This window comes from Lonepinella koalarum (assembly GCF_004565475.1).
Classification (GTDB): Bacteria; Pseudomonadota; Gammaproteobacteria; order Enterobacterales; family Pasteurellaceae; genus Lonepinella; species Lonepinella koalarum.
Window position 1 is genome coordinate 288,900 of the sequence record NZ_SRHX01000003.1, and the last position, 26,805, is coordinate 315,704.

At 37.8% G+C, this 26,805-nt stretch carries 27 protein-coding genes; 20 read left to right on the forward strand and 7 right to left on the reverse strand.

Going from position 1 to position 26,805, the window contains the following annotated elements; genetic code table 11:
* Positions 1-45: 45 nt before the first annotated feature.
* The 3 genes from trpA to E0709_RS06030 all read right to left on the reverse strand — a co-directional run bounded on the left by trpA (position 46) and on the right by E0709_RS06030 (position 2,951).
* Positions 46-852 (reverse strand): tryptophan synthase subunit alpha, encoded by an 807-nt coding sequence (gene trpA, locus E0709_RS06020; RefSeq protein WP_132300576.1) that lies wholly within the window; start codon positions 850-852, stop codon positions 46-48.
* A complete protein-coding gene (trpB, locus tag E0709_RS06025) occupies positions 852-2,048 on the reverse strand; it encodes a tryptophan synthase subunit beta (protein WP_132300574.1) in 1,197 nt (398 codons plus the stop codon). Before trpB ends, trpA begins: the two co-directional genes overlap by 1 nt.
* A gap of 120 nt (positions 2,049-2,168) precedes the next feature.
* Positions 2,169-2,951, reverse strand: coding sequence for a TOBE domain-containing protein (locus tag E0709_RS06030; RefSeq protein WP_132300572.1), 783 nt, complete (start codon positions 2,949-2,951; stop codon positions 2,169-2,171).
* Between the two features lie 126 nt (positions 2,952-3,077).
* Between E0709_RS06030 and modA the strand changes: the two genes are divergently transcribed.
* Positions 3,078-3,845, forward strand: coding sequence for a molybdate ABC transporter substrate-binding protein (modA, locus tag E0709_RS06035; RefSeq protein ID WP_391540692.1), 768 nt, complete (start codon positions 3,078-3,080; stop codon positions 3,843-3,845).
* Between the two features lie 206 nt (positions 3,846-4,051).
* Here the strand turns inward: modA and E0709_RS06040 are convergent, their stop codons facing one another.
* Both E0709_RS06040 and adk read right to left on the reverse strand, forming a co-directional pair.
* The gene (locus tag E0709_RS06040; protein WP_132300570.1) at positions 4,052-6,019 is read right to left on the reverse strand and encodes an LTA synthase family protein; all 1,968 of its coding nucleotides are present in this window, start codon (positions 6,017-6,019) and stop codon (positions 4,052-4,054) included.
* Between the two features lie 90 nt (positions 6,020-6,109).
* Positions 6,110-6,754: an adenylate kinase gene (gene adk / locus E0709_RS06045; protein ID WP_132300568.1), complete on the reverse strand. Its 645-nt coding sequence runs from the start codon at positions 6,752-6,754 to the stop codon at positions 6,110-6,112.
* A gap of 162 nt (positions 6,755-6,916) precedes the next feature.
* Between adk and E0709_RS06050 the strand changes: the two genes are divergently transcribed.
* From E0709_RS06050 to E0709_RS06060, 3 genes are read left to right on the forward strand one after another with little or no spacing between them, the layout of a single operon-like run.
* A complete protein-coding gene (locus tag E0709_RS06050; protein WP_228777383.1) occupies positions 6,917-7,492 on the forward strand; it encodes a VOC family protein in 576 nt (191 codons plus the stop codon).
* A gap of 3 nt (positions 7,493-7,495) precedes the next feature.
* Positions 7,496-7,813, forward strand: a complete 318-nt coding sequence (locus tag E0709_RS06055; RefSeq protein WP_132300566.1) for a hypothetical protein — start codon at positions 7,496-7,498, stop codon at positions 7,811-7,813.
* 21 nt (positions 7,814-7,834) lie between these two features.
* Entirely contained in the window at positions 7,835-8,299 is a 465-nt protein-coding gene (locus E0709_RS06060) for an outer membrane lipoprotein (RefSeq protein WP_132300564.1), read from the forward strand.
* A gap of 62 nt (positions 8,300-8,361) precedes the next feature.
* Here the strand turns inward: E0709_RS06060 and E0709_RS06065 are convergent, their stop codons facing one another.
* On the reverse strand, positions 8,362-9,366 hold the full coding sequence (locus E0709_RS06065) for an ornithine carbamoyltransferase (protein ID WP_132300562.1): 1,005 nt from the start codon (positions 9,364-9,366) through the stop codon (positions 8,362-8,364).
* Positions 9,367-9,509: 143 nt separating this feature from the next.
* Here E0709_RS06065 and cmk point away from each other — a divergent pair, with 143 nt between their 5' ends.
* From cmk to yciH, 7 genes are all read left to right on the forward strand, one after another.
* Positions 9,510-10,187 carry a (d)CMP kinase gene (cmk, locus tag E0709_RS06070; RefSeq protein WP_132300560.1) on the forward strand — a complete coding sequence of 226 codons (678 nt, stop codon included), beginning with the start codon at positions 9,510-9,512 and terminating at the stop codon, positions 10,185-10,187.
* A 110-nt stretch (positions 10,188-10,297) separates the two neighbouring features.
* Positions 10,298-11,947, forward strand: coding sequence for a 30S ribosomal protein S1 (gene rpsA, locus E0709_RS06075; protein ID WP_132300558.1), 1,650 nt, complete (start codon positions 10,298-10,300; stop codon positions 11,945-11,947).
* A 159-nt stretch (positions 11,948-12,106) separates the two neighbouring features.
* Positions 12,107-12,388, forward strand: coding sequence for an integration host factor subunit beta (locus E0709_RS06080; RefSeq protein ID WP_132300556.1), 282 nt, complete (start codon positions 12,107-12,109; stop codon positions 12,386-12,388).
* A 131-nt stretch (positions 12,389-12,519) separates the two neighbouring features.
* Complete coding sequence (locus tag E0709_RS06085) at positions 12,520-12,813, forward strand: LapA family protein (protein WP_132300554.1); 294 nt, start codon at positions 12,520-12,522, stop codon at positions 12,811-12,813.
* Between the two features lie 2 nt (positions 12,814-12,815).
* The gene (gene lapB, locus E0709_RS06090) at positions 12,816-14,009 is read left to right on the forward strand and encodes a lipopolysaccharide assembly protein LapB (protein WP_132300552.1); all 1,194 of its coding nucleotides are present in this window, start codon (positions 12,816-12,818) and stop codon (positions 14,007-14,009) included.
* Positions 14,010-14,043: 34 nt separating this feature from the next.
* Positions 14,044-14,742 carry an orotidine-5'-phosphate decarboxylase gene (gene pyrF, locus E0709_RS06095; RefSeq protein WP_132300550.1) on the forward strand — a complete coding sequence of 233 codons (699 nt, stop codon included), beginning with the start codon at positions 14,044-14,046 and terminating at the stop codon, positions 14,740-14,742.
* On the forward strand, positions 14,742-15,056 hold the full coding sequence (gene yciH, locus E0709_RS06100) for a stress response translation initiation inhibitor YciH (RefSeq protein WP_132300548.1): 315 nt from the start codon (positions 14,742-14,744) through the stop codon (positions 15,054-15,056). The genes pyrF and yciH overlap by 1 nt, the downstream gene beginning before the upstream one ends.
* Positions 15,057-15,116: 60 nt before the next feature.
* On the opposite strand, the gene E0709_RS06105 is transcribed toward yciH, so the two are convergent.
* A complete protein-coding gene (locus tag E0709_RS06105) occupies positions 15,117-15,461 on the reverse strand; it encodes a SirB2 family protein (protein WP_132300546.1) in 345 nt (114 codons plus the stop codon).
* 214 nt (positions 15,462-15,675) lie between these two features.
* Here E0709_RS06105 and lrp point away from each other — a divergent pair, with 214 nt between their 5' ends.
* From lrp to E0709_RS06150, 9 genes are all read left to right on the forward strand, one after another.
* Positions 15,676-16,155: a leucine-responsive transcriptional regulator Lrp gene (gene lrp / locus E0709_RS06110; RefSeq protein ID WP_132300544.1), complete on the forward strand. Its 480-nt coding sequence runs from the start codon at positions 15,676-15,678 to the stop codon at positions 16,153-16,155.
* A gap of 1 nt (position 16,156) precedes the next feature.
* Positions 16,157-18,892: a DNA translocase FtsK gene (locus E0709_RS06115; RefSeq protein WP_132300541.1), complete on the forward strand. Its 2,736-nt coding sequence runs from the start codon at positions 16,157-16,159 to the stop codon at positions 18,890-18,892.
* Positions 18,893-18,909: 17 nt separating this feature from the next.
* On the forward strand, positions 18,910-19,542 hold the full coding sequence (lolA, locus tag E0709_RS06120) for an outer membrane lipoprotein periplasmic chaperone LolA (RefSeq protein WP_132300539.1): 633 nt from the start codon (positions 18,910-18,912) through the stop codon (positions 19,540-19,542).
* Positions 19,543-19,620: 78 nt separating this feature from the next.
* Positions 19,621-20,964: a replication-associated recombination protein A gene (locus tag E0709_RS06125; RefSeq protein ID WP_132300537.1), complete on the forward strand. Its 1,344-nt coding sequence runs from the start codon at positions 19,621-19,623 to the stop codon at positions 20,962-20,964.
* Between the two features lie 69 nt (positions 20,965-21,033).
* Positions 21,034-22,326, forward strand: coding sequence for a serine--tRNA ligase (serS, locus tag E0709_RS06130; protein ID WP_132300535.1), 1,293 nt, complete (start codon positions 21,034-21,036; stop codon positions 22,324-22,326).
* Positions 22,327-22,439: 113 nt separating this feature from the next.
* Positions 22,440-24,110 carry an energy-dependent translational throttle protein EttA gene (ettA, locus tag E0709_RS06135; protein ID WP_132300533.1) on the forward strand — a complete coding sequence of 557 codons (1,671 nt, stop codon included), beginning with the start codon at positions 22,440-22,442 and terminating at the stop codon, positions 24,108-24,110.
* 230 nt (positions 24,111-24,340) lie between these two features.
* Positions 24,341-25,351 (forward strand): peptide-methionine (R)-S-oxide reductase MsrB, encoded by a 1,011-nt coding sequence (gene msrB / locus E0709_RS06140; protein WP_391540693.1) that lies wholly within the window; start codon positions 24,341-24,343, stop codon positions 25,349-25,351.
* 1 nt (position 25,352) lies between these two features.
* Positions 25,353-26,003 (forward strand): cytochrome c biogenesis CcdA family protein, encoded by a 651-nt coding sequence (locus E0709_RS06145; protein ID WP_132300531.1) that lies wholly within the window; start codon positions 25,353-25,355, stop codon positions 26,001-26,003.
* A gap of 19 nt (positions 26,004-26,022) precedes the next feature.
* Entirely contained in the window at positions 26,023-26,496 is a 474-nt protein-coding gene (locus E0709_RS06150) for a redoxin family protein (protein WP_132300529.1), read from the forward strand.
* Positions 26,497-26,805: the final 309 nt, after the last annotated feature.

The window sequence follows — 26,805 nt, forward strand, 5'->3', positions numbered from 1 at the left end:
TATAGTTAAGAATTGCCACTTTTACAAAGTGGCAGTTTGTGTTTTTTATAAAGTTGCCTTTTTCATTGCGTTAACAAACTCAGTCAATTCTGTTAAACATTGTGCGTGGTTATCTAAATTTTTCTCAATAATTTTCACGATTGCCGAACCTGAAATAGCTCCTGCTACCCCCATATTTAACGCATCTTTAACTTGTTGTGGTTGAGCAATACCGAAGCCTTGTAAAATTGGTGGAGCGTGGTGAGCTTTTAAACATTCGACTAAATTATCCAAATTTTTCGCATGGCTTTGGTTTTCTGCACTGGTCACCCCGGCACGAGAAACTAAATATGTATAACCTTGAGATTTTTCTGCTACTCCTTGAATGGTTTTTTCATCAGCGTTTGGCGGACAAATAAATACAGGTTGAATATCCTGCTTTTTAGCTGCTTGAATATAGGGTTCAGATGCCAATAATGGGACATCAGCCACGAGAACGGCATCTACCCCTACTTGTTTACAACGTTGATAGAAGCCATCTAAGGTTTGAGCATAAATCAAGTTTGCACAAAGCAATAAGCTGATCGGAATATCGGGATATTTTAACCGCACTTTTTCGATAAGTTGAAAACTTTCTTTCGTGCTACAACCTGCTTTTAAAGCTCGATTGTTAGCCGCTTGAATCACGGGTCCATCTAATAATGGATCAGAAAAGGGAAAGCCTAGTTCTAGAGCATCAGCGCCATTATCTACCAGTGTACAAATAATTTCAAAAGAACGCTCAAAACTTGGATCGCCTAAGGTGACGAATGGTACAAATCCACCTTGATTTTTGATGTTTAAACGATCAAATAAAGTTGCAAAACGATTCATTACAGGATTCCTCTTTCTGTGAAAATTTTATCTACAGTAAAAATATCTTTATCACCACGACCAGATAAATTGACAACTAACAACTGCTCTTTATCAGGATTTTGTTTGGCCATTTTTAAGGCGTGAGCTAAAGCATGAGAACTTTCTAGGGCCGGAATAATACCTTCGTGTTGAGCCAGTTCCTTGAATGCATTTAAAGCTTCATCATCAGTAATGCTCGGATATTCTGCTCGTCCTATAGCGTTTAAATAGGCGTGTTGAGGTCCGACAGAAGGAAAATCAAGTCCAGCAGAAATGCTGTAGGACTCTTCAATTTGTCCATCTGCGGTTTGCATAATCGGCGATTTCATACCAAAATAAATACCAGCTTTGCCTTGTCCTAATGGGGCACCGTGTTCACCTGTAGCAATACCTTTGCCAGCAGGTTCAATACCAATTAAACGTACATTTTTTTCTTCAATAAAATCTGCAAACATACCGATAGCGTTTGATCCTCCGCCCACAGCAGCAATCAATGCATCAGGTAACTTTCCTTCTTTTTCTAAAATTTGGTGTTTAGTTTCTTCACCGATCATTTTTTGAAACTCACGTACAATGGTCGGGAATGGATGAGGTCCAGCTGCCGTACCGATTAAATAATGCGTAGTTTCATAATTTGCTGCCCAGTCACGCATTGCTTCACAGCACGCATCTTTAAGAGAACAAGATCCTTTTTGCACAGGCACAACTTCTGCACCCATTAAACGCATACGGAATACATTCGGTGATTGACGTTCCACATCTTTTGCTCCCATATAAACTAAACAAGGCATGCCGAGCATTGCACAAGCCAAAGCTGTTGCTACACCGTGTTGACCAGCCCCGGTTTCTGCAATAATACGAGTTTTCCCCATTCGTTTTGCCAGCAAAATTTGCCCTAATACTTGGTTAGTTTTGTGCGCCCCGCCGTGCAAAAGATCTTCACGTTTAAGATAAATTTTGGTTTTTGTTCCTTTGGTGATATTACGGCAGAGGGTGAGAGCGGTTGGGCGACCTGCATAATTTTTCAATAAGTCTTGAAATTCTGCTTGGAAAGATGGATCATCTTTGGCGTCTATAAAGGCTTTTTCCAACTGTTTTAACACAGGCACAAGAATTTCAGGAACATACATTCCGCCAAATTCCCCAAAATAGGGATCGAGTAGAGTATCTGTCATTATATTTCCTTACATATTTTTTGAAATGGAATGTTTTTATACTATTACACTAGTACAATAATGTAAAGAGAGAAAATAAAATATTTTTAACAATATGGTTTTTCTCCCGACAGATATTTATTAATAAAGCGTCGCTAGAATAATTTGTTCAGGATCGATCTTCGCCCAAACCTGTTGTCCGACCACAAGTTCTTGCTGGTGTGGCGTGGTAGCACAAAATTCCAATTGGTCATTCACAGATAATAAAACTTCTTTCGTATCACCCTTGTCTAAAATAGAGGTGACCTGAACAGGGAAAATATTCTTTTCATCAGCTTTGTGTTGGTTTGCATTGGTATGAATTTTTACCCATGGCGCTTTGATCATTAACATGACTTCTTTGCCCCAACTTAGCTGTAAACGTACCGCACTTTTTTGCGTAATCCATGCATAAATCGGTTGTGAAAGAGAGGGTAATTCAATTTCAACCATGGCATTAAGCTGATGAACAAGACATTCCGTTACCTTACCAAAAAGCTGATTTCTGGCACTACTTTGTAAAGAAAAACGAGCAGTAGCGGTTAATAAACTATTCAGCGGAATATTTTTATCCTGCAAAATATGAAATGCTTTTTCTTGGGTTTGTTCAAGTAAATCATAGAGTTGTAATAATCGTTCACCATAAATAGTTAATGCTGTGCCGCCACCATTTTTTCCTCCAACATTACGTTCAAGGATCGGTTTAGGGCTGATTTCATCCATTGCGGCAAGATGATCCCACGCACTTTTATAACTCACTTTGGCGTTTTTAGCTGCTTGGTTAATTGAACCGCACTTTTGGATTTCTTTTAATAAACGGACACGTTTAGGATCAACAAACAGTTGTTGTTGTAATTTGATGGTGAGTAAGATTTCAGTATTCATATTTATCTTGATCTCTATTAGTTAAACCATTTGGGGTATTTTAAAGGAAACGGTTTGATTCTTGTAGCTTTTCTTTTGTAATCCGTTATATAATTCATGCGATACCGTTAAACATTTAAGGAGAAAATAATGAAATTAACGATGAAAAAACTCGCATTAGTGGTGGGTGTAGGTTTAATAATGAGCCAAGGTGCGATGGCAAAAGTTACTGTTTTTGCTGCAGCATCAATGACTAACGCATTGCAACAAGTTGCTGATGAATATAAAAAAGTCAAACCAAATGAAGAAGTGGTTTTCTCTTTTGCGTCATCTTCTGTACTTGCAAAACAAATTGAGCAAGGTGCTCCAGCTGATATTTTTGTCTCAGCCGATTTGAAATGGATGGATTATTTATCTGAAAAAGATGCCATTATTAAAGATAGCCGTGCGATTTTAGTCGGTAATAGCCTTGTTATGATTGCTCCGAAAGACAGCAAAATTGATAATGTGGATTTAACCAATGATCAATGGCAAAAATCTTTAGATGGCTCTTTCTTAGCTGTGGGTGATCCTGAACATGTTCCAGCGGGTATCTATGCAAAAACAGCTTTAACTCACTTAGGTCAATGGACGGCAGTTGAGTCAAAATTAGCGCGTGCCAATAACGTGCGTGCAGCTTTAGCTTTAGTTGAACAAGCTGAGAGCCCATTAGGTGTGGTTTATGGTACAGATGCAGCTGCTAGTCAAAAAGTAAAAGTGGTTGCGACTTTCCCGGCAGATAGTCATCCACCGGTGGAATATCCAGTCGCATTAATTAAAGACCATGGTAGTGTCGATGCCAAAGCATTTTTAGATTATTTAAAATCTGATGATGCTAAAAAAGTGTTAGTCAGCTATGGTTTTACGGCAAAATAATTAAAAAATAAGCAATTATGCTTAATTCGTGTGACCTACGTCACAAAATTGAATATTGCTATTTGCCATAGAGAAATAAATCATATATTCTTACCGCACTTAAAATAAGTGCTATGATAAATAGCCAGACATATTTTGCTTTCCGAGTAGTGCCTTGAAATATAGGCACTTTTTTTATCTTATATGTAAATATGACGTATTTTTGTTTAAGGTTTTTTATTATCTCCAAGTTGATACAGGTGTAATTTATACGCATAACTCCCCCAAAGCGAATACGCCAAGGCTTGTTTTTTCATTTGATCATTTCCATCAACTGCAGTTAATGTTTTGCTTTGTTCAGAATAAACATAACTTTCCGCTGGTTTACCCTGTTGCAAAATTACTGTTTGTAATTGATTATCAATTTTTCGCATATAACCAAAAGTTTTATCATATTGCATTAAAGCACGGTTTGGATCTTCAGGTTTGGTAAGATCGTAGCCTAACATCGGATAATTACCGTTTACCCCAATTAATGATAACAATGTGGTTGGCATATCAATTTGACTGACTAAACGTGGATCGCGTTTTGGCTCAATGTTTTTGCCCAAGATCAAAGCTGGAATATGGAAATGTTGTACAGGTACTAGGGAGGCACCACCTACACGGGAATCATGATCAGCAATAATTAAGAAAATGGTATCATTCCAATATTCGGCTTTTTTAGCTAAATCAAAGAAATAACCGGTTGCAAAATCGGCATACTTGGCAGCATTATTTCGGGTCTCTTGAGGTTGTTCGTACAACTCAATTTTGCCAGCCGGAAATTCAAATGGATCATGATTGCTAGACGTAAATACTAAACTAAAAAATGGTTTACCTTGCTGATGTAGTTGCGTAAAAGTATCGTGGGCTTTGGTAAATAAATCTTCATCACTTACCCCCCAAGTGGCGGTGAAATGTGGATTAGGGTAATCTTTCTCATCAATAATTTGCTGGAAACCGTTGCCATAGAAAAAGCTCGCCATATTATCAAAATGTTTTTCTCCACCATAAATAAAAGACGTGTGATAACCTTGTTTACTTAATAATTCAGCGACAGTGAAAAAGTCTTGTTGACTACCGGGGAGCTTGACCACAGAACGAGCTGGTGTTGGAGTAAAACCGGCGGTTACGGCTTCAATACCACGTACCGAACGTGTACCAGTAGCATACATATTTTCAAATAACCAACCTTGTTTAGCCAGTTCATCAATTTTGGGTGAAAGTGGTTTTCCTCCTAACGTACCAATGAATTGAGCGCCCAAACTTTCTTCTAAAATAATGACTAAATTTTTTAGTTTACCTTGATATGTGGCTTGATTTTGAGTTAAGGTCGGTAATCCTGTTGAAATATAATCTGTAGTGGGGCGATTACGTACGGCTTTTAAGATATTAATCACTTCCTCTAATGACATTTTCCCGTAGATTTCTGCTGCATTTCCTTCATCTTTCATTTGTTGAATTGCAAAGAGTAGAGAATAGCCAGAGCTTAATACTAAGGAATTCACCAATGGATCAGGTGAAAATGCAACCATTGCAGGATTAATGCCACGATGTTCTAAACTGGATCTTGCTCCTAAAAACGTCATTGTACCAAGTAAAAGAAAAACTAATGGACGAGTAATTAAGTTATTATGCCATTTGGGATAAGCGATATTCTTAAACACTTTATTTGCCAATTTCCAGCATAAAAAAGCACAAAGTGCGGTTAAAATCGGAGCAGAAATTAAGGCGGCTAAGTGTCCATTCCATAACATGGTAAATATTTCTTTTGGATTCACTAAGTATTCTACAAACAGACGATTTGGACGCAAATCATAGGTGTTGATAAAGGCTGGTGTAGCAAATTCCATAAATAGCAAGAATGTGCTTTCAATCACTAAACCGGTTTTTATCACATTTTGTACACATTGTCCGAGTTTATTTTTACCCGTAAATAAAATGCTTAAAATAATCAATGGGGTAAATAACCAACAAAGAGCAGAAATATCAATTCGAATACCATTTAAAAAAAGTTGAATCCAATTATTAAATTCACCAATACGTTCACTTTGCCATACACTTAATGCAAAGCGGCTAAGGGAAAGTAGAACTAAATTAACGATAAAAAAAATAAACAGCGGATAGGTTGGACCGGCTAGACGTTTGAACATAAGATGTCCCTAAATAAAAATAATAATTATAATCAATCCTTGATTATGCCCAAAAAAAGAGTGCAGTTTTAGACCGCACTCTAATGTAAATTAAGATAAGATATTATCTAATTCCTCACTCACTTCTTTCACTTTCTTCGTACCATCTAAGCGGAAATATTTAGTCTCGCCAGATTTGGCTTCTGCTTGATAATAATTGACTAATGGTTTAGTGGTGTTGTGATAGACGTTTAAACGATCTAATACGGTTGCTGGTTTATCGTCTGCACGAATAATTAAATCCTCGCCAGTCACATCATCTTTACCTTCCACTTTTGGTGGGTTGTAAACGACATGATAAGTACGACCAGATGCTGGGTGTACACGACGACCGCTCATACGCTCAACAATCACTTCATCAGGTACATCAAATTCTAAAACATAATCAATACTAATTCCCACTGCTTTTAATGCATCTGCCTGTGGAATAGTACGAGGAAAACCGTCTAACAAGAAACCATTTTCACAATCTGTTTGAGCGACACGATTTTTTACCAGTGCAATAATTAAGTCATCTGGTACTAATTGTCCCGCATCCATTAAGGTTTTGGCTTGTTTACCTAAATCTGTACCTGCTTTAATGGCAGCACGCAACATATCACCGGTAGAAATTTGCGGAATGCCAAATTTATTCATAATAAATTGTGCCTGTGTTCCCTTGCCCGCCCCCGGCGCACCTAATAAAATAATTTTCATTATATTCTCCAATAATAAATAGTGAAATTTTAAGACGATATACCTTACATTTGTCTTTTAACAAGTGCAAGTATTATAGGGGAAATTTTCATATTCTCTTAGTTAATATTAATATATTATAATAATTTGGTTATCTTTTATTCTTATTTATAGGGATTATGCATGATGCATCCTTTATTTTCCGATTCTGATTTAGCAACTATAGCTGAATTCGAGCATTTTCAACAAAAAATTACTCAATTAGCCCAAGCTATGGCAGTGGATTTAACAAAATATCAGATCGATCACTTAGCAATACGGGTAAATAGTGAAGATAATGCGAGAAAATGGTTGGCGTTATTCATGAAGTTAGGTACAATTTTAAGTGACAATATTGTGAATGATAGGATCATTTATTTAATTCAACTAAATGAACCATTAATGTTTTCGGGGCAGCCCGTGGATATCGTTGAATTACCGTTTCCTAAAAATAAGCGCTACCCGTTGGAATCATGGGAACATATTGAGATTGTCATACCATTTAATGAAGATGAAAATGTTTCGCAATGGTTATACCGTGTTGAGAAAAAATTTTTATGGAACCAGTTAACGACTCTAAATGTCAAAGTGAGTGTGCCTAAAGTTGATGGTGAACGATTACCAAATCCATCGATCGCCGTGAGTTTTGCTGATAAAAGCGATAATTTCGTCTGTATTAAGGTTCACCCTTATAACATTAAAACTATTATTGAGGTTTAGTGAATGAAAAAAATTACCTTAGCATTAGCTGTATTGACTACGGTAGGATTATCTGCTTGCGCAGGCAGATTTGATGATAATTCTTATAAGGGAACCGTCTTATCAAGTCAATATGCAGGCAACAATTCAAAATTAACAGTAATAAAAGATAATTGTGAAAGTTATAACTCTCAAGGGGCAGTTGAAACTGTCACAGAGATAAGACAATATGATTCCGATATTGTTACAGGTTCTTGTGTCCGTGTATATGAGGATAGCATAGATAATATTTCTCGCTCTGAATCTCGTTCTTGGATATCAAGAGTTGGTATAGTTCTATAATAAAATGAAAGGTTAATTGAAATGAAAAAAATCACATTAGCATTAGCAATTTTTACCGCTATTGGCGTGACTGGTTGTGCTAATACAGATATTTATAGTGGTGACGTGTATTCAGGCAATCAATCAAAAGAAGCACGTTCAATTACTTATGGTACTATTGTTTCTGCTCGTTCTGTGAAAATTCAAGCAGATAATCAAGGTGTGATTGGTACCGTTGGTGGTGGCGTTCTCGGTGGTGTTGCAGGTTCTTCTGTTGGTGGTGGTTCAGGTCAAGTGTTAGCAAGTGCTGTTGGTGCAATTGCTGGAGCGGTGATTGGTAGCAAAGTAGAAGAAAAAGCAAGCCAAGTTGATTCTTTAGAATTAACTATTAAGAAAGATGACGGTAACGAAATTGTTGTCGTTCAGAAATATGATGAGAAATTAACGAAAGCTGGAACAAGAGTTCGCATTGTTGGCGGTTCGAGTTTAAATGTCTCAGCGCTGTAATAAAAAATTCATTTGAATAAGAAAAACCCTTTGATTGATATGATATTCAAAGGGTTTTTCATTTATGCCAAACTTGCTACCATTACAGCCTTAATTGTATGCATACGATTTTCTGCTTGATCGAAAACAATGCTTGCTGGGGATTCAAATACGTCTTCTGTGACTTCAATGCCATTGGCAAGTGAGGGGTATTGTTCTGCAATTTTTTTACCGATCTTGGTTTCACAATTATGGAATGCAGGTAGGCAATGCATAAATTTAGCTTTTGGGTTACCTGTGCGTTGCATAAGTTCAGAGTTAACCTGATAATCCATTAATAAATTAATCCGTTCGCCCCAACTTTCTACAGGTTCGCCCATCGACACCCAAATATCAGTATGCACAAAATCTACATTTTTGACTGCAAGATCAATATTTTCCGTGACGGTGATTCTTGCCCCGGATTGTTTTGCAAACTCTTGACATATTGCAACAAGACGCTCTTCTGGTAGTAAGGCTTTCGGTGCACAAATTCGTACATCCATTCCGAGTTTTGCCCCAATTAATAATAGAGAATTACCCATGTTATTACGTGCATCGCCGATATAAACATAACTAATTTGGCTAAGCGGTTTTTCGCTGTGTTCAATCATTGTTAAGGCATCTGCTAACATTTGGGTTGGATGAAATTCATCGGTTAAGCCGTTGAAAATCGGCACTCCCGCATATTCCGCCAGTTCGTTGACAATGGATTGACTAAAACCACGATACTCAATCGCATCATACATACGACCTAACACCCGAGCAGTATCTTTCATACTTTCTTTGTGTCCAATTTGCGAGGAAGTTGGATCAATATAGGTTACGTTTGCGCCTTGATCATGAGCCGCTACTTCAAAGGCACAGCGAGTTCGAGTCGATGTTTTTTCAAAAATAAGTGCAATATTTTTACCTGTTAGTTGGGGTTGTTCAATACCGATATATTTAGCACGTTTTAAATCTTGCGCAAGGGTTAATAAGAATTTGATTTCATCAGTGGTGTGATTCATTAGACTGAGTAAATGACGATTTTTTAGATTGAAAGGCATAAGGTTTCCTGTTGTTACGTGATATTTTATAAGATAATTTTACCCGGATTATGAGCTTATTCAAGTAAAAACGGAAAGTAAATTGACAAAGTACTTAACCCTTTTATAATACAAGAAAAATAGTCAATAAATTCGAGTTATCAATGAAGAATATAATTATTACGGTTGATGGTCCAAGCGGTGCAGGTAAAGGCACTCTTTGTTATGCTTTGGCAGAAAAATTAGGCTTTGGGTTATTAGACAGTGGAGCGATTTATCGAGTTACCGCATTAGCAGCCTTAAAAAGTGCCGTAGCATTAGAAGATGAATTGGCGTTGGCAAATTTAGCTCGACATTTGAGAGTACAGTTTTTACCTGAAAATGGTGAAGTGAGTATTGTATTAAATGGTGAAAATGTCAGTGATCAGATTAGAACCCAAGAAGTGGCAGATGCTGCATCTAAAGTCGCGATTTTTCCGCAAGTTCGCACCGCACTTTTACAGTTACAACAAGATTTTGTTAAATTAGATCAAGGCTTGATCGCCGATGGACGTGATATGGGAACAGTGGTGTTTCCCGATGCGCAAGTGAAACTATTTTTAGATGCCAGTGCAGAAGAAAGAGCAAAAAGACGATTTAAACAGTTGCAAAATAAAGGAATTAATGGTAACTTTGCACAGATTTTAGCCGAGATTCAAGATCGCGACTTTCGCGATAGAAATCGAGCGGTTGCGCCACTGAAACCTGCGGATGATGCGTTGTTGTTAGACAGCACGGAATTATCCATTGATGAAGTGATTCAGCAAGCCTTAGATTATATTGCTCTGAAAGTCAAAAGCTAATTTCAAATATATTTTTCGGTTTATTCAAGGACGGATAGACTATTGATTTCCAACCCCACTTATTATGGATTAAAAAGTGGATGTTATTAACTTATTAAAGAAGATTAATTATGTCAGAATCTTTCGCTCAACTATTTGAAGAATCATTAAATAACCTTGAAACGCGTTTAGGCTCTATCGTTAGCGCTACTGTTGTTGCTATTGAAAAAGGCTTTGTTTACGTGGATGCAGGTTTAAAATCTGAAGCGCGTATTCCAGCTGAAGAGTTCACTAACGCTCAAGGTGAAGTTGAGGTTAACATTGGCGACGTAGTAAACGTTGCATTAGATGCAGTTGAAGACGGTTACGGTGAAACTAAACTTTCTCGTGAGAAAGCAGTACGTCACGAATCTTGGATCGAATTAGAAAAAGCATTCGAAGCGCAAGCCAGCGTGATCGGTTTAGTGAATGGTAAAGTGAAAGGCGGTTTCACGGTTGAATTAAACGGTGTGCGTGCGTTCTTACCAGGTTCATTAGTTGATACTCGTCCAACTCGTGATGCAGACCATTTACTCGGTAAAGAAGTAGAATTCAAAGTTATCAAATTAGACCAAAAACGTAACAACGTAGTGGTTTCACGTCGTGCGGTTATCGAATCTGAAAGCAATCAAGATCGTGATGAAGTGTTAGCGAACTTGGCTGAAGGTGCTGAAGTTAAAGGTGTGGTTAAAAACTTAACTGAGTACGGTGCATTCGTTGACTTAGGCGGTGTGGATGGTTTATTACACATCACAGATATGGCTTGGAAACGTGTTAAACACCCAGGCGAAATCGTCAATGTTGGTGATGAAATCACGGTTAAAGTATTGAAATTCGACAAAGATCGCACCCGTGTGTCTTTAGGCTTAAAACAATTAGGTCAAGATCCTTGGGTGGCGATTGCGGAAAATCACCCAGTAAACAGCAAATTAACCGGTAAAGTGACTAACTTAACCGACTACGGCTGTTTCGTGGAAATTTTAGACGGCGTGGAAGGTTTAGTTCACGTTTCAGAAATGGATTGGACTAACAAAAACATTCACCCATCTAAAGTGGTGAGCCTTGGTGATGTGGTTGAAGTGATGGTATTAGAAATTGACGAAGAACGTCGTCGTATTTCTTTAGGTTTAAAACAATGCAAACCAAACCCATGGTTACAATTTGCTGAAACTCACAATAAAGGCGACAAAGTTGAAGGTAAAATCAAATCAATCACTGATTTCGGTATCTTCATCGGTCTTGAAGGTGGTATCGATGGTTTAGTTCACTTATCTGACATTTCTTGGAATGTACAAGGTGAAGAAGCCGTTCGTCAATACAAAAAAGGTGACGAAGTAGCGGCCGTTGTATTGCAAGTGGATTCAGCCAAAGAGCGTATCTCTTTAGGTATCAAACAACTTGAATCTGATCCATTCAACAACTTCTTAGCTGATACTAAGAAAGGAGCAGTCGTTTCTGCAACAGTGGTTGAAGCTGATGGTAAAGGTGCAAAAGTGGAACTTGCGGGTGGTGTTGAAGGTTATATCCGTGCAGCAGATTTAACGAGTGATGTCGCAGCTGGTGACGTGGTTGAAGCCAAATATACAGGCGTTGATCGTAAATCTCGTATCGTTCACTTATCTGTCAAAGCAAAAGATCAAGCAGAAGAAGCAGCGGCAATGGCAAGTGTAAATAGCAAACAAGAAGAAGTTGCTATTCCTAATGCAATGGCAGCAGCATTTGCTCAAGCGAAAGGCGAATAATTTTATCGCTGAATAAAATTAAGCTGGCGTGTTTCGGCACGTCAGTTATAATAAAAATGTGAAATATTTTCACCATAATTGTAGTAAGACAACTTAATTATTAATTTTTTACAACGAGTAATTAGGTTGTTTTATTATCACAAAAACAAGGAATATCTTATGACAACTAAATCAGAACTTATTGATGCATTAATTGAAAAGCATCCGTCTCTTGCAGTAAAAACTGTTGAAAATTCAGTAAAAGAGATTTTAGAACAGCTTTCTCAAACCCTTGAAAATGGTGATCGTATTGAAGTGCGTGGCTTTGGTAGTTTTTCCTTGCATTGCCGTCAGCCAAGAGTAGGGCGTAATCCGAAAACGGGTGAAAGTGTTAAATTACAGGCAAAATGTGTACCACACTTTAAAGTGGGTAAAGAATTAAAAGAACGCGTCGATCAGTAATTGGATTTATCGGCAATAAATATTAAGAACGACACTATTTAAGTGTCGTTTTTTGTCATTATTTTTGGCATAATAAAATATAACAAGCTTTTAAAACAAAAAGATTTTGATATAAAGGGGAAAGAAGTATTATGTTTAAGTATCTTTTAGGATTAGTTATTGCCATTGCAGTGATCTTAGTTGCTATTACGGTGGGAGCAAACAATGATCAAGTCATTACCTTTAACTATATTGTGGCAGAAAGTGATTTTAAACTTTCCACCCTCGTGGCGATATTATTTGGTCTCGGTTTAATTTTAGGGTGGTTAATCACAGGGATTTTTTATCTTCGGATTAAAATTAAAAATATGACATTAGCTCGTCAAATTAAACGTCAAACCCAACAAATAAATGAATTGACTTCAAGTCTGAATAAGGCTGCATAATAATGATTGAATTACTCTTTCTGCTTTTGCCTATTGCCGCAGCTTATGGTTGGTATATGGGACACCGTAGTGCAAAAAAAGATCAGGAAGAGGTAAGCAATAAATTTTCTCGTGATTATGTCACAGGAATGAATTTTCTGTTATCTAATCAAACTGAAAAAGCGGTAGATCTGTTTTTAGAAATGTTACAAAAGCAAGAAACAGAAAATGAGATTGAACATCGTTCACAATTTGAAGCAGAATTAACCTTAGGCAATTTATTCCGTTCTCGTGGTGAAGTAGATCGTGCGTTACGTATCCATCAGGCATTAGATCGTAGTCCAAATTATTCTTTTGAACAGAAATTATTAGCAAAACAGCAACTGGCAAAAGATTTTATGTCGGTGGGATTTTTTGATAGGGCAGAAAATTTGTATATTGTGTTAGTAGATGAACCTGAATTTGCCGAAGGGGCATTGCAACAACTCGCCGTGATTTATCAAAAAACCAAAGAGTGGAAAAAAGCCATCAATGTAACAGAAAAATTAGCTAAGATTGCTCCTAAAACTGATAATATTGAATTGGCTCAATATTACTGTGAGTATGCAAATTTATTACCTACGGAGAATAAAGAAAATCGAAAAGACTTACTTGAGCAAGCTTTAAAAGTGTCGCCTAATTGCGTACGAGCATCAATGATGTTGGGGGAATGGTATATTCAGCAAAAAGATTTTAAAAGTGCGGTGAAAATTTTAGAAAATGTAGTTAATCAAAATGCGGATTATGTGGGAGAAATATTACCCCAGTTAAAAGACTGTTATCAGCAGTTAGGATTACTGAATAGTTTTGAATTATTTTTAGTACGCGCTAGCCAATTGACAGGTAATGTTAGTGTCGATTTGGCTTTGGTCGATATAATTGAACAAAAACATAGTCGTGCAATAGCACAAAGTAAAGTGTATCAAAAAATCGGAACTAACCCGAATATGTTTTTGTTTCACCGTTTTATTCAATATCAAATTGATGATGCTGAAAATGGGCGTGGCAAAGATAGCCTTGTGTTATTGCATAAAATGGTTGGTGAGCATATTAAACAAGGTTTTGATTATCGTTGTACCAACTGTGGTTATCAAACCCATAAATTAATCTGGTGTTGCCCTTCTTGTCGTCAATGGGAAAAAGTCAAGCCGATTCGTGGCATTGAATTTCCGAATTAATAAAGTATTCAACTAAGTGTATAAGGAAATAAATATGGATAGCAAAATTATTGTGGCATTAGATTATGAAAATGAATTTGATGCATTAAATTTAGTGGATCAAATTGATCCGTCCCTTTGTCGCCTAAAATTAGGTAAAGAAATGTTTACCAGTTTAGGGACAAATTTTCTCAAACAATTGCATCAACGTAAATTTGATGTGTTTTTAGACTTAAAATATCATGATATTCCGAATACGGTGGCGAGAGCGGTACGTTCTGCAGCAGACTTAGGCGTTTGGATGGTGGATTTGCATGCCAGTGGTGGTTTGCGCATGATGGAAGAAGCTAAAAATATCCTCCAACCTTATGGCAAAGATGCGCCGTTGTTAATTGGTGTGACGGTATTGACCAGTATGGAAGACTTGGATTTATTACAAATCGGTATTAATGCCTCACCGTTAGAGCAAGTGATTCGTTTAGCGCATTTAACCCAGCGTGCTGGTTTAGATGGCGTGGTCTGTTCACCGCAAGAAGTGGAAATTTTACGCAAAAACTGCGGCGAGAAATTTAAATTGGTAACGCCGGGGATTCGCCCCGTGGGTAGTGAATTTGGCGATCAACGCCGTGTCATGACACCCGCTGCGGCTGTAGGCGCTGGCTCTGATTATTTGGTTATTGGTCGTCCAATTACGCAAGCAGATAATCCCGCAGAAGTATTGCGCACCATTAATGCATCATTAGCGAATTTGTAATGAACGATTTAGTTTATTCTACGGAAACGGGTCGCATTAAGGCGGATAAGCCTAATGTTGAACGTCCCAAAGGTGATGGCGTAGTGCGTATTCAACGTCAAACGAGCGGACGCAAAGGGGCGGGTGTTTGTGTGATTAGTGGCTTGGAACTGTCTGATGATGAATTGAAAAAACTCGCCGCAGATCTTAAAAAACGTTGTGGTTGTGGCGGTTCAGTGAAGCACGGGAATATTGAAATTCAAGGTGAGAAACGAGACTTACTCAAACAGCTATTAGAGCAGAAAGGCTTTGTGGTCAAGTTTGCTGGTGGGTAAGTTAAAAAGATTGGAAAATTAACCGCACTTTCTTGCATGAGATAGTGCGGTTTTGTCATATTAATGGGAATATCCCAAGAACATTGCACTAAGCAAACATAATACGCCGACGACAAAAAACACTGGATTTGGATTGTTGACTTTTCTCCCAAAGAATTTTGCCGCACAAAAGACGTAACCGACAAAGCAGATGAGCTTTGTCATTTTCCACCAAGAAAAACCAAAGCTAAAGAAGAAAAATAATGCAGTTGCCAGTAAAACAGTATCCGAAATGTGCGGTAAAATTTTTAATAGTTTTACCGCACGCCAGTCTTTCTGTGAAAGTTGCATAGATCCACGAATAACGAATAAGAATAAACTTAAATATGCACAAACAACGTGCATAGTCACAATAGTTGATAACATTTTTCACTCCAAATAAAAAAGCATCATTATAGATAAAGCATAAAAAACGGTCAAATGTTAATTAGATCACCGCTGATATTTAATAATTTATAGTCTGAGATAAGAAAAAAACATTAAGTACGCTATTTTTTACTGAATCTTATCTGATTTACTGCTATATTAAGACATTCACTGTTGGTTAACAGAATTTTATTCTTTTTATAGGGTGCTTTATATGGATAAAAAATTGGCAAAACCTTTTGATGCGATTGATATTAAGATTCTTGATGAATTGCAACGCAATGGTAAAATTTCAAATATTGATTTATCTAAGAAAGTCGGGCTTTCTCCGACACCTTGTTTAGAACGTGTAAAACGTTTAGAAAAACAAGGGGTTATTATGGGCTATAGGGCGTTATTAAACCCAGAATTATTAGAAGCGCCCCTGCTCGTCATTGTTGAAATTACGTTGGTTCGTGGCAAACCAGATGTATTTGAAGAATTTAATGATGCAGTTCAGCTGTTAGATGACATTCAAGAATGTTATTTAGTTTCTGGTGATTTCGACTATTTGCTTAAAACGCGCGTGGCAGATATGTCAGCTTATCGTAAATTACTCGGTACCACATTATTACGTCTTCCGGGGGTAAATGACACGCGCACTTTTGTGGTGATGGAAGAAGTGAAACAAACAAATTTCTTACAATTAAAATAGCATGATTAGAAAAATAACAGATGGTTTTTCACCAAAACATTATTTGGTGGAAGTTTTATTTGGATTAACTGCCTTTTTCGGTTTTTATTTGATTATTGCTTGGTCAAGCTATAGTCCTTTTGATAATTCGTGGTCGGTCGCCAGTTATCAACAGGCAGTGATCAATAAAGCTGGATATTTTGGTGCTTGGGTGATCGATCTTTTTTTTGTGTTATTCGGTTATGTTGGGCATTTATTACCTTTCTTATTGTGTATTGCACCGATTTATTTTATTCGGACTAAACGGGTAGATAGCCTGACGTGGACTCGTTTTTTCTTAAGAATATTCGGTTTTGTGTTGTTAATGTTGGGGTTAACCGCATTATCAGCGATGTTACTCACTAATACTAACGACTATTTATCCGGTGGCGTGTTAGGCGGGATGTTAACCAAATATACTGTGCCGTTATTGGGGCAATTCGGTCTATTATTATTGGGGGTTGGTTTTAGTATTCTTGGTTTTGTGTTTTGTTCAGGGGCATCTTTAATTCGCTTATTAGTGCATTTTTATAATTGGTTAACGGTAAAAAATGATGAACCGATAGAAGAAAATATTAAACAAACGACAGAACAAAGCGTTTTGGAAGATGAAATTGAACCAGAAATTCAAGTTCAGCAATCAATTGAATCAGAACAAAGTGATAAGTATGATCCAATTTATATTTCTGGCTTAAGTAAAACGCAAACGGCTCATCACTATCAGCAACCAGCGTCAACAGAATTTGAAAATATAATAGAAAATGAACCTTTTAAACCAATTGAGTTTGAAGAACCCATTTTGCCGGGTGTGAAAATTACTCAACCTGATGACGTTGGGTTAGAAAATATCAAGATAGCAGTACCACCACAACAAAATCCGCAAGAGATGCCAGATTTCTTGACTGGAAATCAGTTAAATGTGCGTTTGCCAACGGAAGAAAATACATCACCGATTATTCCTGACGTAAAATTAACCCCAGCTCACCCGTTAACCCCGGTAGAAAATGAAGGCTTAGATACGCTTTCAGCAGAATTAGCGAAGCAGTTTGCGCAACAAGAAGCTGAGAAAGAACGGCAGCGTTTGGCACAGGTTCAACAAATAGATGTACATTTAGCGGATAACATAGATGTTGCACCAGAATTTGAAGAAGAACCACTACAAAATGGCTTGCGTACCATTCCGATTAATAAATTAGTAGAATTGTACGGTGATAATAAAATCAAAGAAAAACCAACGACTGAATTGCCGGTATTAGATTTGTTAGATAAACGCGTAGTACAAAGTCAAAATATTTCGGAACAACAAATTCGAGAAACATCAAGACGAATTGAGCAACAACTACAAAATTTTAAAATTAAAGCCACTGTTAAGGGGGTGTTAATCGGTCCAGTGGTTACACGTTATGAGTTAGAATTATTACCGGGTGTAAAAGCATCTTCGGTGAGTCGGATAGATACGGATTTAGCCCGAGCGTTAACGTTTAGGGCGATTCGTGTGACGGAAAGTATTCCGGGTAAGCCTTATATTGGCATTGAAACCCCCAATAAAGAACGCCAAATTGTGCCGTTACGTGATGTGTTAGATAGTGATGAGTTCCGTAATAGTAAAGCTTTATTGCCGATGGCGTTAGGCAAAGATATTAGTGGTACACCGATTGTGATTGATTTAGCCAAAACACCACATTTGTTAGTGGCTGGTTCCACTGGATCAGGTAAATCGGTTGGGATTAATACCATGATTTTAAGTTTGTTATTCAGAGTAAAACCTGAAGAAGTCAAATTTATTATGATCGATCCGAAAGTGGTAGAATTGTCGATTTATAACGATATTCCACATTTGCTGACAGAAGTGGTTACGGATATGAAAAAAGCAGCTAACGCGTTGCGTTGGTGTGTGGATGAAATGGAACGTCGCTATTTGTTATTATCGCAATTACGTGTGCGTAATATTGAGGGGTTTAATGAACGTCTTGATAAATTGCGAGAAGAAGGGATTGGGGTACCTGATCCTTTATGGAAACAAGGTGATACCCTAGATAGTATGCCGCCATTATTAGAACGAATGAATTATATTGTTGTCATAGTGGATGAGTTTGCTGATTTAATGATGCAAGTGGGTAAACAGATTGAAGAACTGATTGCTCGTTTAACCCAAAAGGCTCGTGCCGTTGGTATTCACGTCATTTTAGCCACGCAACGTCCATCGGTTGATGTGATTACCGGGTTGATTAAATCCAATATTCCAAGCCGCATAGCCTTTACTGTAGTACAACGTAATGACTCTCGTACTATTTTGGATCAGAATGGAGCGGAAGCGTTATTAGGTATGGGGGATATGCTTTATCTCGGTAACGGTACTACCGATCTAGTGCGAATTCATGGGGCTTATATGTCTGATGATGAAGTTTCAAGAGTGGCGGATGATTGGCGCGCAAGGGGAAAACCAAATTATATTTCATCTATTTTGGAAAGTGCCGATGATAATGGTGATGATGATAATGGGTTTTCTTCGGACAGTGAAGATTTAGATCCTTTATTTGATAAAGCCGTTGAGATTGTAGTGAATACCGGCATGACATCTACGTCCTTTATTCAACGCCGATTAAAAATTGGTTTTAACCGTGCAGCAAATTTAATGGATCAGTTAGAAGAACAAGGGATTGTGTCGGAAATGCGTAATGGTAAACGTGAATTATTGACACGTACGCCTGATTATTAGAAAAGGAAAGTAGAATAATGAAAAAAATATCACAAAAAATCACCGCACTTTTAACCTTAACATTGGCTACACCTTTTGCTTTTGCAGATGCTGCCAGTGAATTACAATCACGTTTGCAAAAAGTACAAATGTTCACCGCAGATTTTAATCAAAATGTCAGTTCAGCCAATGGTCAACAAGTGCAACAGGGCACTGGAAAATTGCAAATTAAACGCCCGAATTTGTTCCGTATGGATACCAAAGCACCACAAGAAAGCCAAATTATTTCTGACGGTAAAACCTTGTGGTTTTATGATCCTTTTGTGGAACAAGTGACCGCAAATTGGGTAACAGAAGCGGTAAATAATACTCCTTTTGTATTGTTAACCAGCAATGATAACAGTCATTGGCAGCAATATAGCGTGGTGCAAAATATTGATACGTTTGTGTTAAAACCGAAAGCGAAAAATAGTAATATTAAGCAATTTGATGTGCGAATTGATGCGAATGGCGTGTTAAAAGGCTTTAGTACCATTGAGAAAGATGGTCAATCAAACCTTTATATGTTGCGTAATATTCGTAATGATAATATGGCCGATACGGTGTTCCAGTTCAGTGTACCGAAAGGGGCTGAATTTGATGATCAGCGCAACAATAAAAAGAAAAAATAATATTTTGATAGCAACAACCGACATCATCATGTAGGGGCGTATTGCATACGCCCTTTATTGCCATATAAAGGATGGGTTATGTCTAATTTATCTCTTGATTTCTCCAATACCGATTTCCGTCCCCTTGCTGCTCGTATGCGACCACGTACCTTAGATGAATATTGTGGTCAGCAGCATTTAATTGGGCAGGGTAAACCGTTGCGTAAAGCCATTGAAGCGGGACATGCGCATTCCATGATTTTATGGGGACCGCCGGGGACGGGAAAAACTACCTTAGCGGAAATTATCGCTCATCGTATTCATGCCGAAGTAGAACGCCTTTCCGCTGTGACCAGTGGTGTGAAAGATATTCGAGAAGCTATTGAGCGAGCAAAACAGAATCAACTCAATGATCGCCGTACCATTTTATTTGTCGATGAAGTGCATCGTTTTAATAAAAGTCAGCAAGATGCTTTTCTGCCGCATATTGAAAATGGCACCATTATTTTTATCGGAGCAACCACTGAAAATCCCTCTTTTGAATTGAATAGTGCGTTGCTATCTCGAGCCAGAGTGTATATTTTAAAATCCTTAGATAAGCAAAATATTCAGCAGGTATTACAACAAGCCATTGATGATCCTGAACGAGGATTCGGTAAACTACGGTTAAAAATCGAAGATAATTTATTAGCATTGTTGGCGGAATACGTAAACGGTGATGCGCGTTTAGCGTTAAATTGTTTGGAATTAATGGTAGATATGGCTGATGAAGATCAGAAAAATGGTAAGATTTTACACCGCACTTTATTAACTGACGTACTCGGTGAGCGGCAAGCTCGTTTTGATAAACAGGGTGATCGTTTTTATGATTTGATTTCTGCTTTGCATAAATCAGTACGAGGTTCTGCGCCTGATGCAGCGTTATATTGGTATGCTCGGATTATTACGGCAGGTGGCGATCCCTTATATGTAGCTCGCCGCTTATTAGCTATTGCGTCAGAGGATGTAGGCAATGCGGATCCAAGAGCTATGCAAGTGGCATTGGCTGCATGGGATTGTTTTACCAGAGTAGGTGCGGCAGAAGGGGAACGTGCTATTGCACAAGCCATTGTGTATCTTGCGGTTGCGCCGAAAAGCAATGCAGTATATCAAGCATTTAATCAAGCCAAACAATTGGCAAAACAAGCTCCTGATTATGATGTTCCTATTCATTTACGCAATGCCCCAACGAATTTGATGAAAGAAATGGGGTTAGGCGCAGAATACCGTTATGCCCATGATGAACCCAATGCTTATGCGGCAGGTGAAAATTATTTTCCAGAAGCATTAAAAGAAACACAATTTTATTTCCCAACTAACCGTGGTATGGAAGTTAAGATAAAAGAAAAATTAGATTGGTTACGCGAACAGGACAATAAAAGCGATGAAGTGCGCTGGAAATAATGGAAATCTGGTCTGATTCGTTATAGAATGAAAGTTATTTTTATGGAATTAATGTATAAGGAATAAAAAATGATCGATCCGAATTTATTACGTAACAACCTAGAAGAAACGGCACAATTATTAAAATTAAAACGTAATTTTGAGTTAGATGTTGCTCAACTTACTAAATTAGAAGAGCAGCGTAAAACCTTGCAAGTGAAAACAGAAACGTTACAAGCAGAACGTAATAGTAGATCGAAAGCCATTGGTGCTGCCAAAGCGCGCGGCGAAAATATTGAATCCTTACTACAAGATGTGGATAGTATGGGTATTGAATTAGTGCAAGCGAAAGCATTGTTAGACGATGTGTTAGCAGAATTAAATGAAATTGCCTTAACTATTCCAAATTTACCCGCAGATGAAGTACCATTGGGTAAAGATGATAGCGAAAATAAAGAAATCTCTCGTTGGGGGACACCGCGTCAATTTGACTTTGAAATTAAAGATCATGTTACCTTAGGTGAACAGCTTAATGGAGGTTTAGATTTTGCGGCGGGCGTAAAATTAAGTGGGGCGAGATTTGCGGTAATGAAAGGACAAATTGCTAAAATGCACCGCGCTTTAACCCAATTTATGCTGGATTTACACACCGAACAACACGGCTATACGGAGGCTTATGTGCCTTATTTAGTCAACCATGATACCTTATATGGCACCGGGCAATTACCAAAATTTGGTGAAGATTTATTCCATACCAAACCGTTGGATGGTGAAGTGCCTTATGCGTTAATTCCCACCGCAGAAGTACCAGTCACAAACTTAGTGCGTGATGAAATTCTTGACGCCGAACAATTACCGTTAAAAATGACCGCACATACGCCTTGTTTCCGTTCCGAAGCGGGATCTTATGGACGAGATACTCGTGGCTTAATTCGTATGCACCAGTTTGACAAAGTAGAATTAGTCCAAATTGTGGAGCCTGAAACATCTATGCAAGCTTTGGAAGAATTAACCGGACATGCGGAAAAAGTATTGCAATTATTGAATTTACCATATCGTAAAGTATTGCTTTGTACCGGGGATATGGGATTCGGTTCGTGCAAAACCTACGATTTGGAAGTTTGGGTACCTGCTCAAAATACCTACCGTGAAATTTCATCTTGTTCTAATATGTGGGATTTCCAAGCACGTCGTATGCAAGCTCGTTGCCGTGCGAGAAGTGATAAAAAAACGCGCTTAGTACATACCTTAAATGGTTCTGGTTTAGCGGTAGGGCGTACACTAGTAGCAGTATTAGAAAATTACCAAAATGCCGATGGCTCCATTACCGTGCCAGAAGTATTGCGTCCTTATATGGGCGGATTAGAAGTGATTGGAAAATAATTTTTCGATGATTGTGTAGGGGCGTATTGTATACGCCCTGATACACGAACGAGATTTTGGGGCGTATGCAATATGCCCCTACGATATTTAAATAGACAACAAGAGAATAAAAAATGTCATCACAATTTGTTTTCACTATGCACCGTGTCGGTAAGGTTGTTCCGCCGAAACGTCATATTTTGAAAAATATTTCCTTGAGTTTTTTCCCGGGGGCGAAAATCGGGGTTCTCGGTTTAAACGGTGCGGGTAAATCCACTTTATTACGTATTATGGCGGGTGTAGATAAAGAATTTGAAGGGGAAGCACGTCCACAACCGGGCATTAAAATTGGCTATTTACCACAAGAACCCAAACTTGATCCGCAACAAACTGTGCGTGAAGCCATTGAAGAAGCCGTGAGTGAAGTTAAAACAGCGTTAACTCGTTTAGATGAAGTTTACGCATTATATGCCGATCCTGATGCAGATTTTGATAAATTAGCCACTGAACAAGCCAATCTTGAAGCCATTATTCAAGCGCATGATGGACATAATTTAGATAACCAGTTAGAGCGTGCTGCTGATGCTTTACGTTTACCAGAATGGGACGCTAAGATTGAACATCTTTCAGGGGGCGAACGCCGTCGTGTGGCATTGTGTCGTTTATTGCTCGAAAAACCAGATATGTTGTTATTAGACGAACCAACTAACCACTTAGATGCTGAATCCGTAGCCTGGTTAGAGCGTTTCTTACATGATTACGAGGGAACGGTAGTAGCAATTACCCATGACCGTTATTTCTTAGACAATGTCGCTGGCTGGATCTTAGAACTTGACCGTGGTGAGGGAATTCCATGGGAGGGGAATTATTCTTCTTGGTTAGCACAAAAAGAAAAACGTTTAGCGCAAGAGCAAGCCACGGAATCCGCACGTCAAAAATCTATTGAAAAAGAATTAGAATGGGTGCGCCAAAATCCAAAAGGTCGGCAAGCTAAGAGTAAAGCTCGTATGGCTCGTTTTGAAGAACTTAATTCAGGTGAATATCAAAAACGTAATGAAACCAATGAGCTCTTTATTCCACCCGGTCCACGTTTAGGGGATAAAGTGATTGAAGTGCAACATTTGACCAAATCCTATGGTGATCGTACCTTAATTGATGATTTATCATTTAGTATTCCAAAAGGTGCGATTGTGGGGATTATCGGGGCAAATGGGGCAGGGAAATCTACTTTATTCCGTATGCTGTCAGGCAAAGAACAACCTGATAGTGGTTCCATTACCCTAGGGGAAACCGTGATCTTAGCGTCTGTGGATCAATTCCGTGATGCCATGGACGACAAAAAAACCGTGTGGGAAGAAGTGTCTAACGGACAGGATATTTTAACTATCGGTAACTTTGAAATCCCAAGCCGTGCTTATGTCGGACGGTTTAACTTTAAAGGCGTGGATCAACAAAAACGGGTAGGCGAATTATCAGGTGGTGAACGTGGTCGTTTGCATTTAGCTAAACTTCTGCAATGTGGTGGTAACGTGTTGTTATTAGATGAACCAACTAACGATCTTGATGTTGAAACCTTGCGAGCGTTAGAAAATGCGATTTTAGAATTTCCCGGTTGTGCCATGGTGATTTCCCATGACCGTTGGTTCTTAGACCGTATTGCTACCCATATTTTGGATTACGGCGATGAAGGTAAAGTGACGTTCTATGAGGGTAATTTTACTGATTACGAAGAATGGAAAAGGAAAACTTTAGGCGAAGCGGCGACACAACCGCATCGAATTAAGTATAAACGCATGACGAAGTAGTTAAAATTTATTAGAAAAATACCGCACTTTGATTTAAAGTTAATCAAGTGCGGTATTTTTTTATAAAAATATGAAATATTTTGTAAGGATTTTGTTTTGACTACGACTAACTTACTATAAAAGACATACTTTCATGATGAAATTAATAAGGAGAGAGAATGAAATACCATAACTTAGCGTTATTATTTATTTCAACAATGGCATTTAGTCAAATGAGTGTCGCAGATACAATGAGTAAACCTGTTACGGAGGTGAAAAATATGGAAAAACAAGTACAACAACAAAGTCAAGAACAAGATATTCGAGAAATTTATCTCGCTGGTGGCTGTTTCTGGGGCATTGAAGCTTATATGGAAAGAATATATGGCGTAAAAGATGCCACATCGGGGTATGCCAATGGTAAAACCGAACAAACTAACTATCGTCTTATCGGCAGTACCGATCATGCGGAGACTGTCCATGTGACTTATGATGCGAATAAGGTTTCATTGGATAAATTATTGCAATACTATTTCCAAGTGATTGATCCAACCAGTGTCAATAAACAAGGTAATGATCGTGGTCGTCAATATCGTACGGGGATTTATTATCAAAATGAACAAGATAAGCAAATTATTTTAAATGTAATTCAAACACAACAAGCAAAATATAAAGATAAAATTCAAGTGGAAGTAGAACCATTGAAACATTATGTATTGGCGGAAGAGTATCATCAGGATTATTTAAAGAAAAATCCTAACGGTTATTGCCATATTGATTTAGAGCAAGCCAATCATATTATTATTGATCCAAAAGATTATCCAAAACCAAGTGATGCGGAATTAAAAGCGAAATTAACCCCGTTACAGTATTCCGTTACACAAGGTAAAAACACGGAACGTTCCTTTAGTAATGAATATTGGGATAATTTTGAAGCAGGGATTTATGTGGATATCACTACTGGTGAGCCTCTATTTTCTTCTGCGGATAAATTTGAATCTGGTTGTGGTTGGCCTAGCTTTACCAAACCAATCGACAAGGATGTCGTGACTTATGCAGATGACCGAAGCTTTAATATGCTGAGAACCGAAGTGATCAGTCGTAGTGGTAAAGCACATTTGGGACATGTGTTTGATGATGGTCCAAAAGATAAAGGGGGATTACGCTATTGTATTAACAGCGCGGCGATTAAATTTATTCCATTGAATAAAATGGAGGAAGAACATTACGGTTATTTAATTAAATTAGTCAACGGAAAATAAGATGTTTGATCAAAATTTATTAATTAGTAGTGTTTTTCTGGCAGGTTTACTTTCTTTTTTATCGCCTTGTATTTTTCCCATCGTACCGATTTATTTTGGTATCTTGAGTAAAGGTGGTAGAAAGATCTTAAATACCTTTTTGTTTGTGTTAGGTTTATCTGTCACCTTTGTTGGATTGGGTTTTGGGTTCGGTTTTTTAGGTGATGTGTTATTCAACGATAAAACAAGAATTATCGCTGGGATTATTGTGGTGATTCTTGGCATACATCAGCTCGGTATTGTTAAAATTAAATTTTTAGAACAAACCAAATTGGTGGAAATTAAAACCAGTGGTAAAAGTTCATCTATTGAAGCTTTTGTTTTAGGATTAACCTTTAGCCTTGGTTGGACACCTTGTATCGGACCCGTGTTGGCCTCTATCTTAGCGTTATCCAGTAATGATGGTTCAGCATTATATGGTGCAGCAATGATGTTTGTTTATGTGCTAGGTTTAGCTACACCGTTTATGGTATTTTCTTTTTTCTCTGACACTTTATTGAAAAAGGCAAAATCTATGAATAAACATTTAAACAAATTCAAAATGGTAGGGGGAGTATTAATCATCTTAATGGGGATACTATTAATTACCAATAACTTACATATCTTTATGTAATATAAGGAAAATTTAAACCATGAAAAAATTATTTGCGTTAGTATTTATGTTATTTAGTGTTAATTCATTTGCAGCAGGAGAAACGACATTGAAAGATATTCAATTTAAAGATCTGAACAACAATACGGTGACACTTGAGCAATATCAGGGCAAAAAATTGTATGTCAAAATGTGGGCATCTTGGTGCCCGATTTGCCTAGCAGGGTTGGCTGAAATTGACGAGCTAAGTGCGGAGCAAAATAAAGATTTTAATGTGATTACCATTGTATCCCCTGGTCAAAAAGGCGAGAAATCCAGCGACAAATTTATCGAATGGTACAAAGGATTAGAATATAAAAATATCGTGGTGTTACTTGATGAAAAAGGGGAGGCACTTAAACGCACTAAAGTTAGAGGATATCCGTCAAGTTTAATTGTGGATCAAGAATTAAACTTACAGAAAGTGATTCCGGGACATTTAGGAACAGCACAAATTAAACAAGCATTTAATTAGCCATATTACCAAGGACGGTCAAGGGTTAACGATTATCGTTAGCCCTTTTTATTATTACCTAAAAGTCATATTCTATGAAAGTAGATTTTTTATAATAACCGTAGTAAAGTGTAGCCAATAATTTACTTATTTCGTGATATTTTGGAAAAATAATGTTAAAATTTAGTGAAATATCACTATGCTTTATCTGATCGTGCCGTAAAACACTGCCCTTTAGGGCGGTGATATAAGGCACAAACGGCGAAGCCGTTTTCAACCTAACTTAATCGGGCGTTTGTTGTTGCTCGATATATTGGCGAATAATTGATA

What these genes read in the sequence shown, in the direction of transcription:
- trpA (WP_132300576.1), bottom strand. Translation starts at nt 852, where the DNA reads ATGAATCGTTTTGCAACTTTATTTGATCGTTTAAACATCAAAAATCAA.
- trpB (WP_132300574.1), bottom strand. Translation starts at nt 2,048, where the DNA reads ATGACAGATACTCTACTCGATCCCTATTTTGGGGAATTTGGCGGAATG.
- E0709_RS06030 (WP_132300572.1), bottom strand. Translation starts at nt 2,951, where the DNA reads ATGAATACTGAAATCTTACTCACCATCAAATTACAACAACAACTGTTT.
- E0709_RS06040 (WP_132300570.1), bottom strand. Translation starts at nt 6,019, where the DNA reads ATGTTCAAACGTCTAGCCGGTCCAACCTATCCGCTGTTTATTTTTTTT.
- adk (WP_132300568.1), bottom strand. Translation starts at nt 6,754, where the DNA reads ATGAAAATTATTTTATTAGGTGCGCCGGGGGCGGGCAAGGGAACACAG.
- E0709_RS06050 (WP_228777383.1), top strand. Translation starts at nt 6,917, where the DNA reads ATGATGCATCCTTTATTTTCCGATTCTGATTTAGCAACTATAGCTGAA.
- E0709_RS06055 (WP_132300566.1), top strand. Translation starts at nt 7,496, where the DNA reads ATGAAAAAAATTACCTTAGCATTAGCTGTATTGACTACGGTAGGATTA.
- E0709_RS06060 (WP_132300564.1), top strand. Translation starts at nt 7,835, where the DNA reads ATGAAAAAAATCACATTAGCATTAGCAATTTTTACCGCTATTGGCGTG.
- E0709_RS06065 (WP_132300562.1), bottom strand. Translation starts at nt 9,366, where the DNA reads ATGCCTTTCAATCTAAAAAATCGTCATTTACTCAGTCTAATGAATCAC.
- cmk (WP_132300560.1), top strand. Translation starts at nt 9,510, where the DNA reads ATGAAGAATATAATTATTACGGTTGATGGTCCAAGCGGTGCAGGTAAA.
- rpsA (WP_132300558.1), top strand. Translation starts at nt 10,298, where the DNA reads ATGTCAGAATCTTTCGCTCAACTATTTGAAGAATCATTAAATAACCTT.
- E0709_RS06080 (WP_132300556.1), top strand. Translation starts at nt 12,107, where the DNA reads ATGACAACTAAATCAGAACTTATTGATGCATTAATTGAAAAGCATCCG.
- E0709_RS06085 (WP_132300554.1), top strand. Translation starts at nt 12,520, where the DNA reads ATGTTTAAGTATCTTTTAGGATTAGTTATTGCCATTGCAGTGATCTTA.
- lapB (WP_132300552.1), top strand. Translation starts at nt 12,816, where the DNA reads ATGATTGAATTACTCTTTCTGCTTTTGCCTATTGCCGCAGCTTATGGT.
- pyrF (WP_132300550.1), top strand. Translation starts at nt 14,044, where the DNA reads ATGGATAGCAAAATTATTGTGGCATTAGATTATGAAAATGAATTTGAT.
- yciH (WP_132300548.1), top strand. Translation starts at nt 14,742, where the DNA reads ATGAACGATTTAGTTTATTCTACGGAAACGGGTCGCATTAAGGCGGAT.
- E0709_RS06105 (WP_132300546.1), bottom strand. Translation starts at nt 15,461, where the DNA reads ATGTTATCAACTATTGTGACTATGCACGTTGTTTGTGCATATTTAAGT.
- lrp (WP_132300544.1), top strand. Translation starts at nt 15,676, where the DNA reads ATGGATAAAAAATTGGCAAAACCTTTTGATGCGATTGATATTAAGATT.
- E0709_RS06115 (WP_132300541.1), top strand. Translation starts at nt 16,157, where the DNA reads ATGATTAGAAAAATAACAGATGGTTTTTCACCAAAACATTATTTGGTG.
- lolA (WP_132300539.1), top strand. Translation starts at nt 18,910, where the DNA reads ATGAAAAAAATATCACAAAAAATCACCGCACTTTTAACCTTAACATTG.
- E0709_RS06125 (WP_132300537.1), top strand. Translation starts at nt 19,621, where the DNA reads ATGTCTAATTTATCTCTTGATTTCTCCAATACCGATTTCCGTCCCCTT.
- serS (WP_132300535.1), top strand. Translation starts at nt 21,034, where the DNA reads ATGATCGATCCGAATTTATTACGTAACAACCTAGAAGAAACGGCACAA.
- ettA (WP_132300533.1), top strand. Translation starts at nt 22,440, where the DNA reads ATGTCATCACAATTTGTTTTCACTATGCACCGTGTCGGTAAGGTTGTT.
- msrB (WP_391540693.1), top strand. Translation starts at nt 24,341, where the DNA reads ATGAGTAAACCTGTTACGGAGGTGAAAAATATGGAAAAACAAGTACAA.
- E0709_RS06145 (WP_132300531.1), top strand. Translation starts at nt 25,353, where the DNA reads ATGTTTGATCAAAATTTATTAATTAGTAGTGTTTTTCTGGCAGGTTTA.
- E0709_RS06150 (WP_132300529.1), top strand. Translation starts at nt 26,023, where the DNA reads ATGAAAAAATTATTTGCGTTAGTATTTATGTTATTTAGTGTTAATTCA.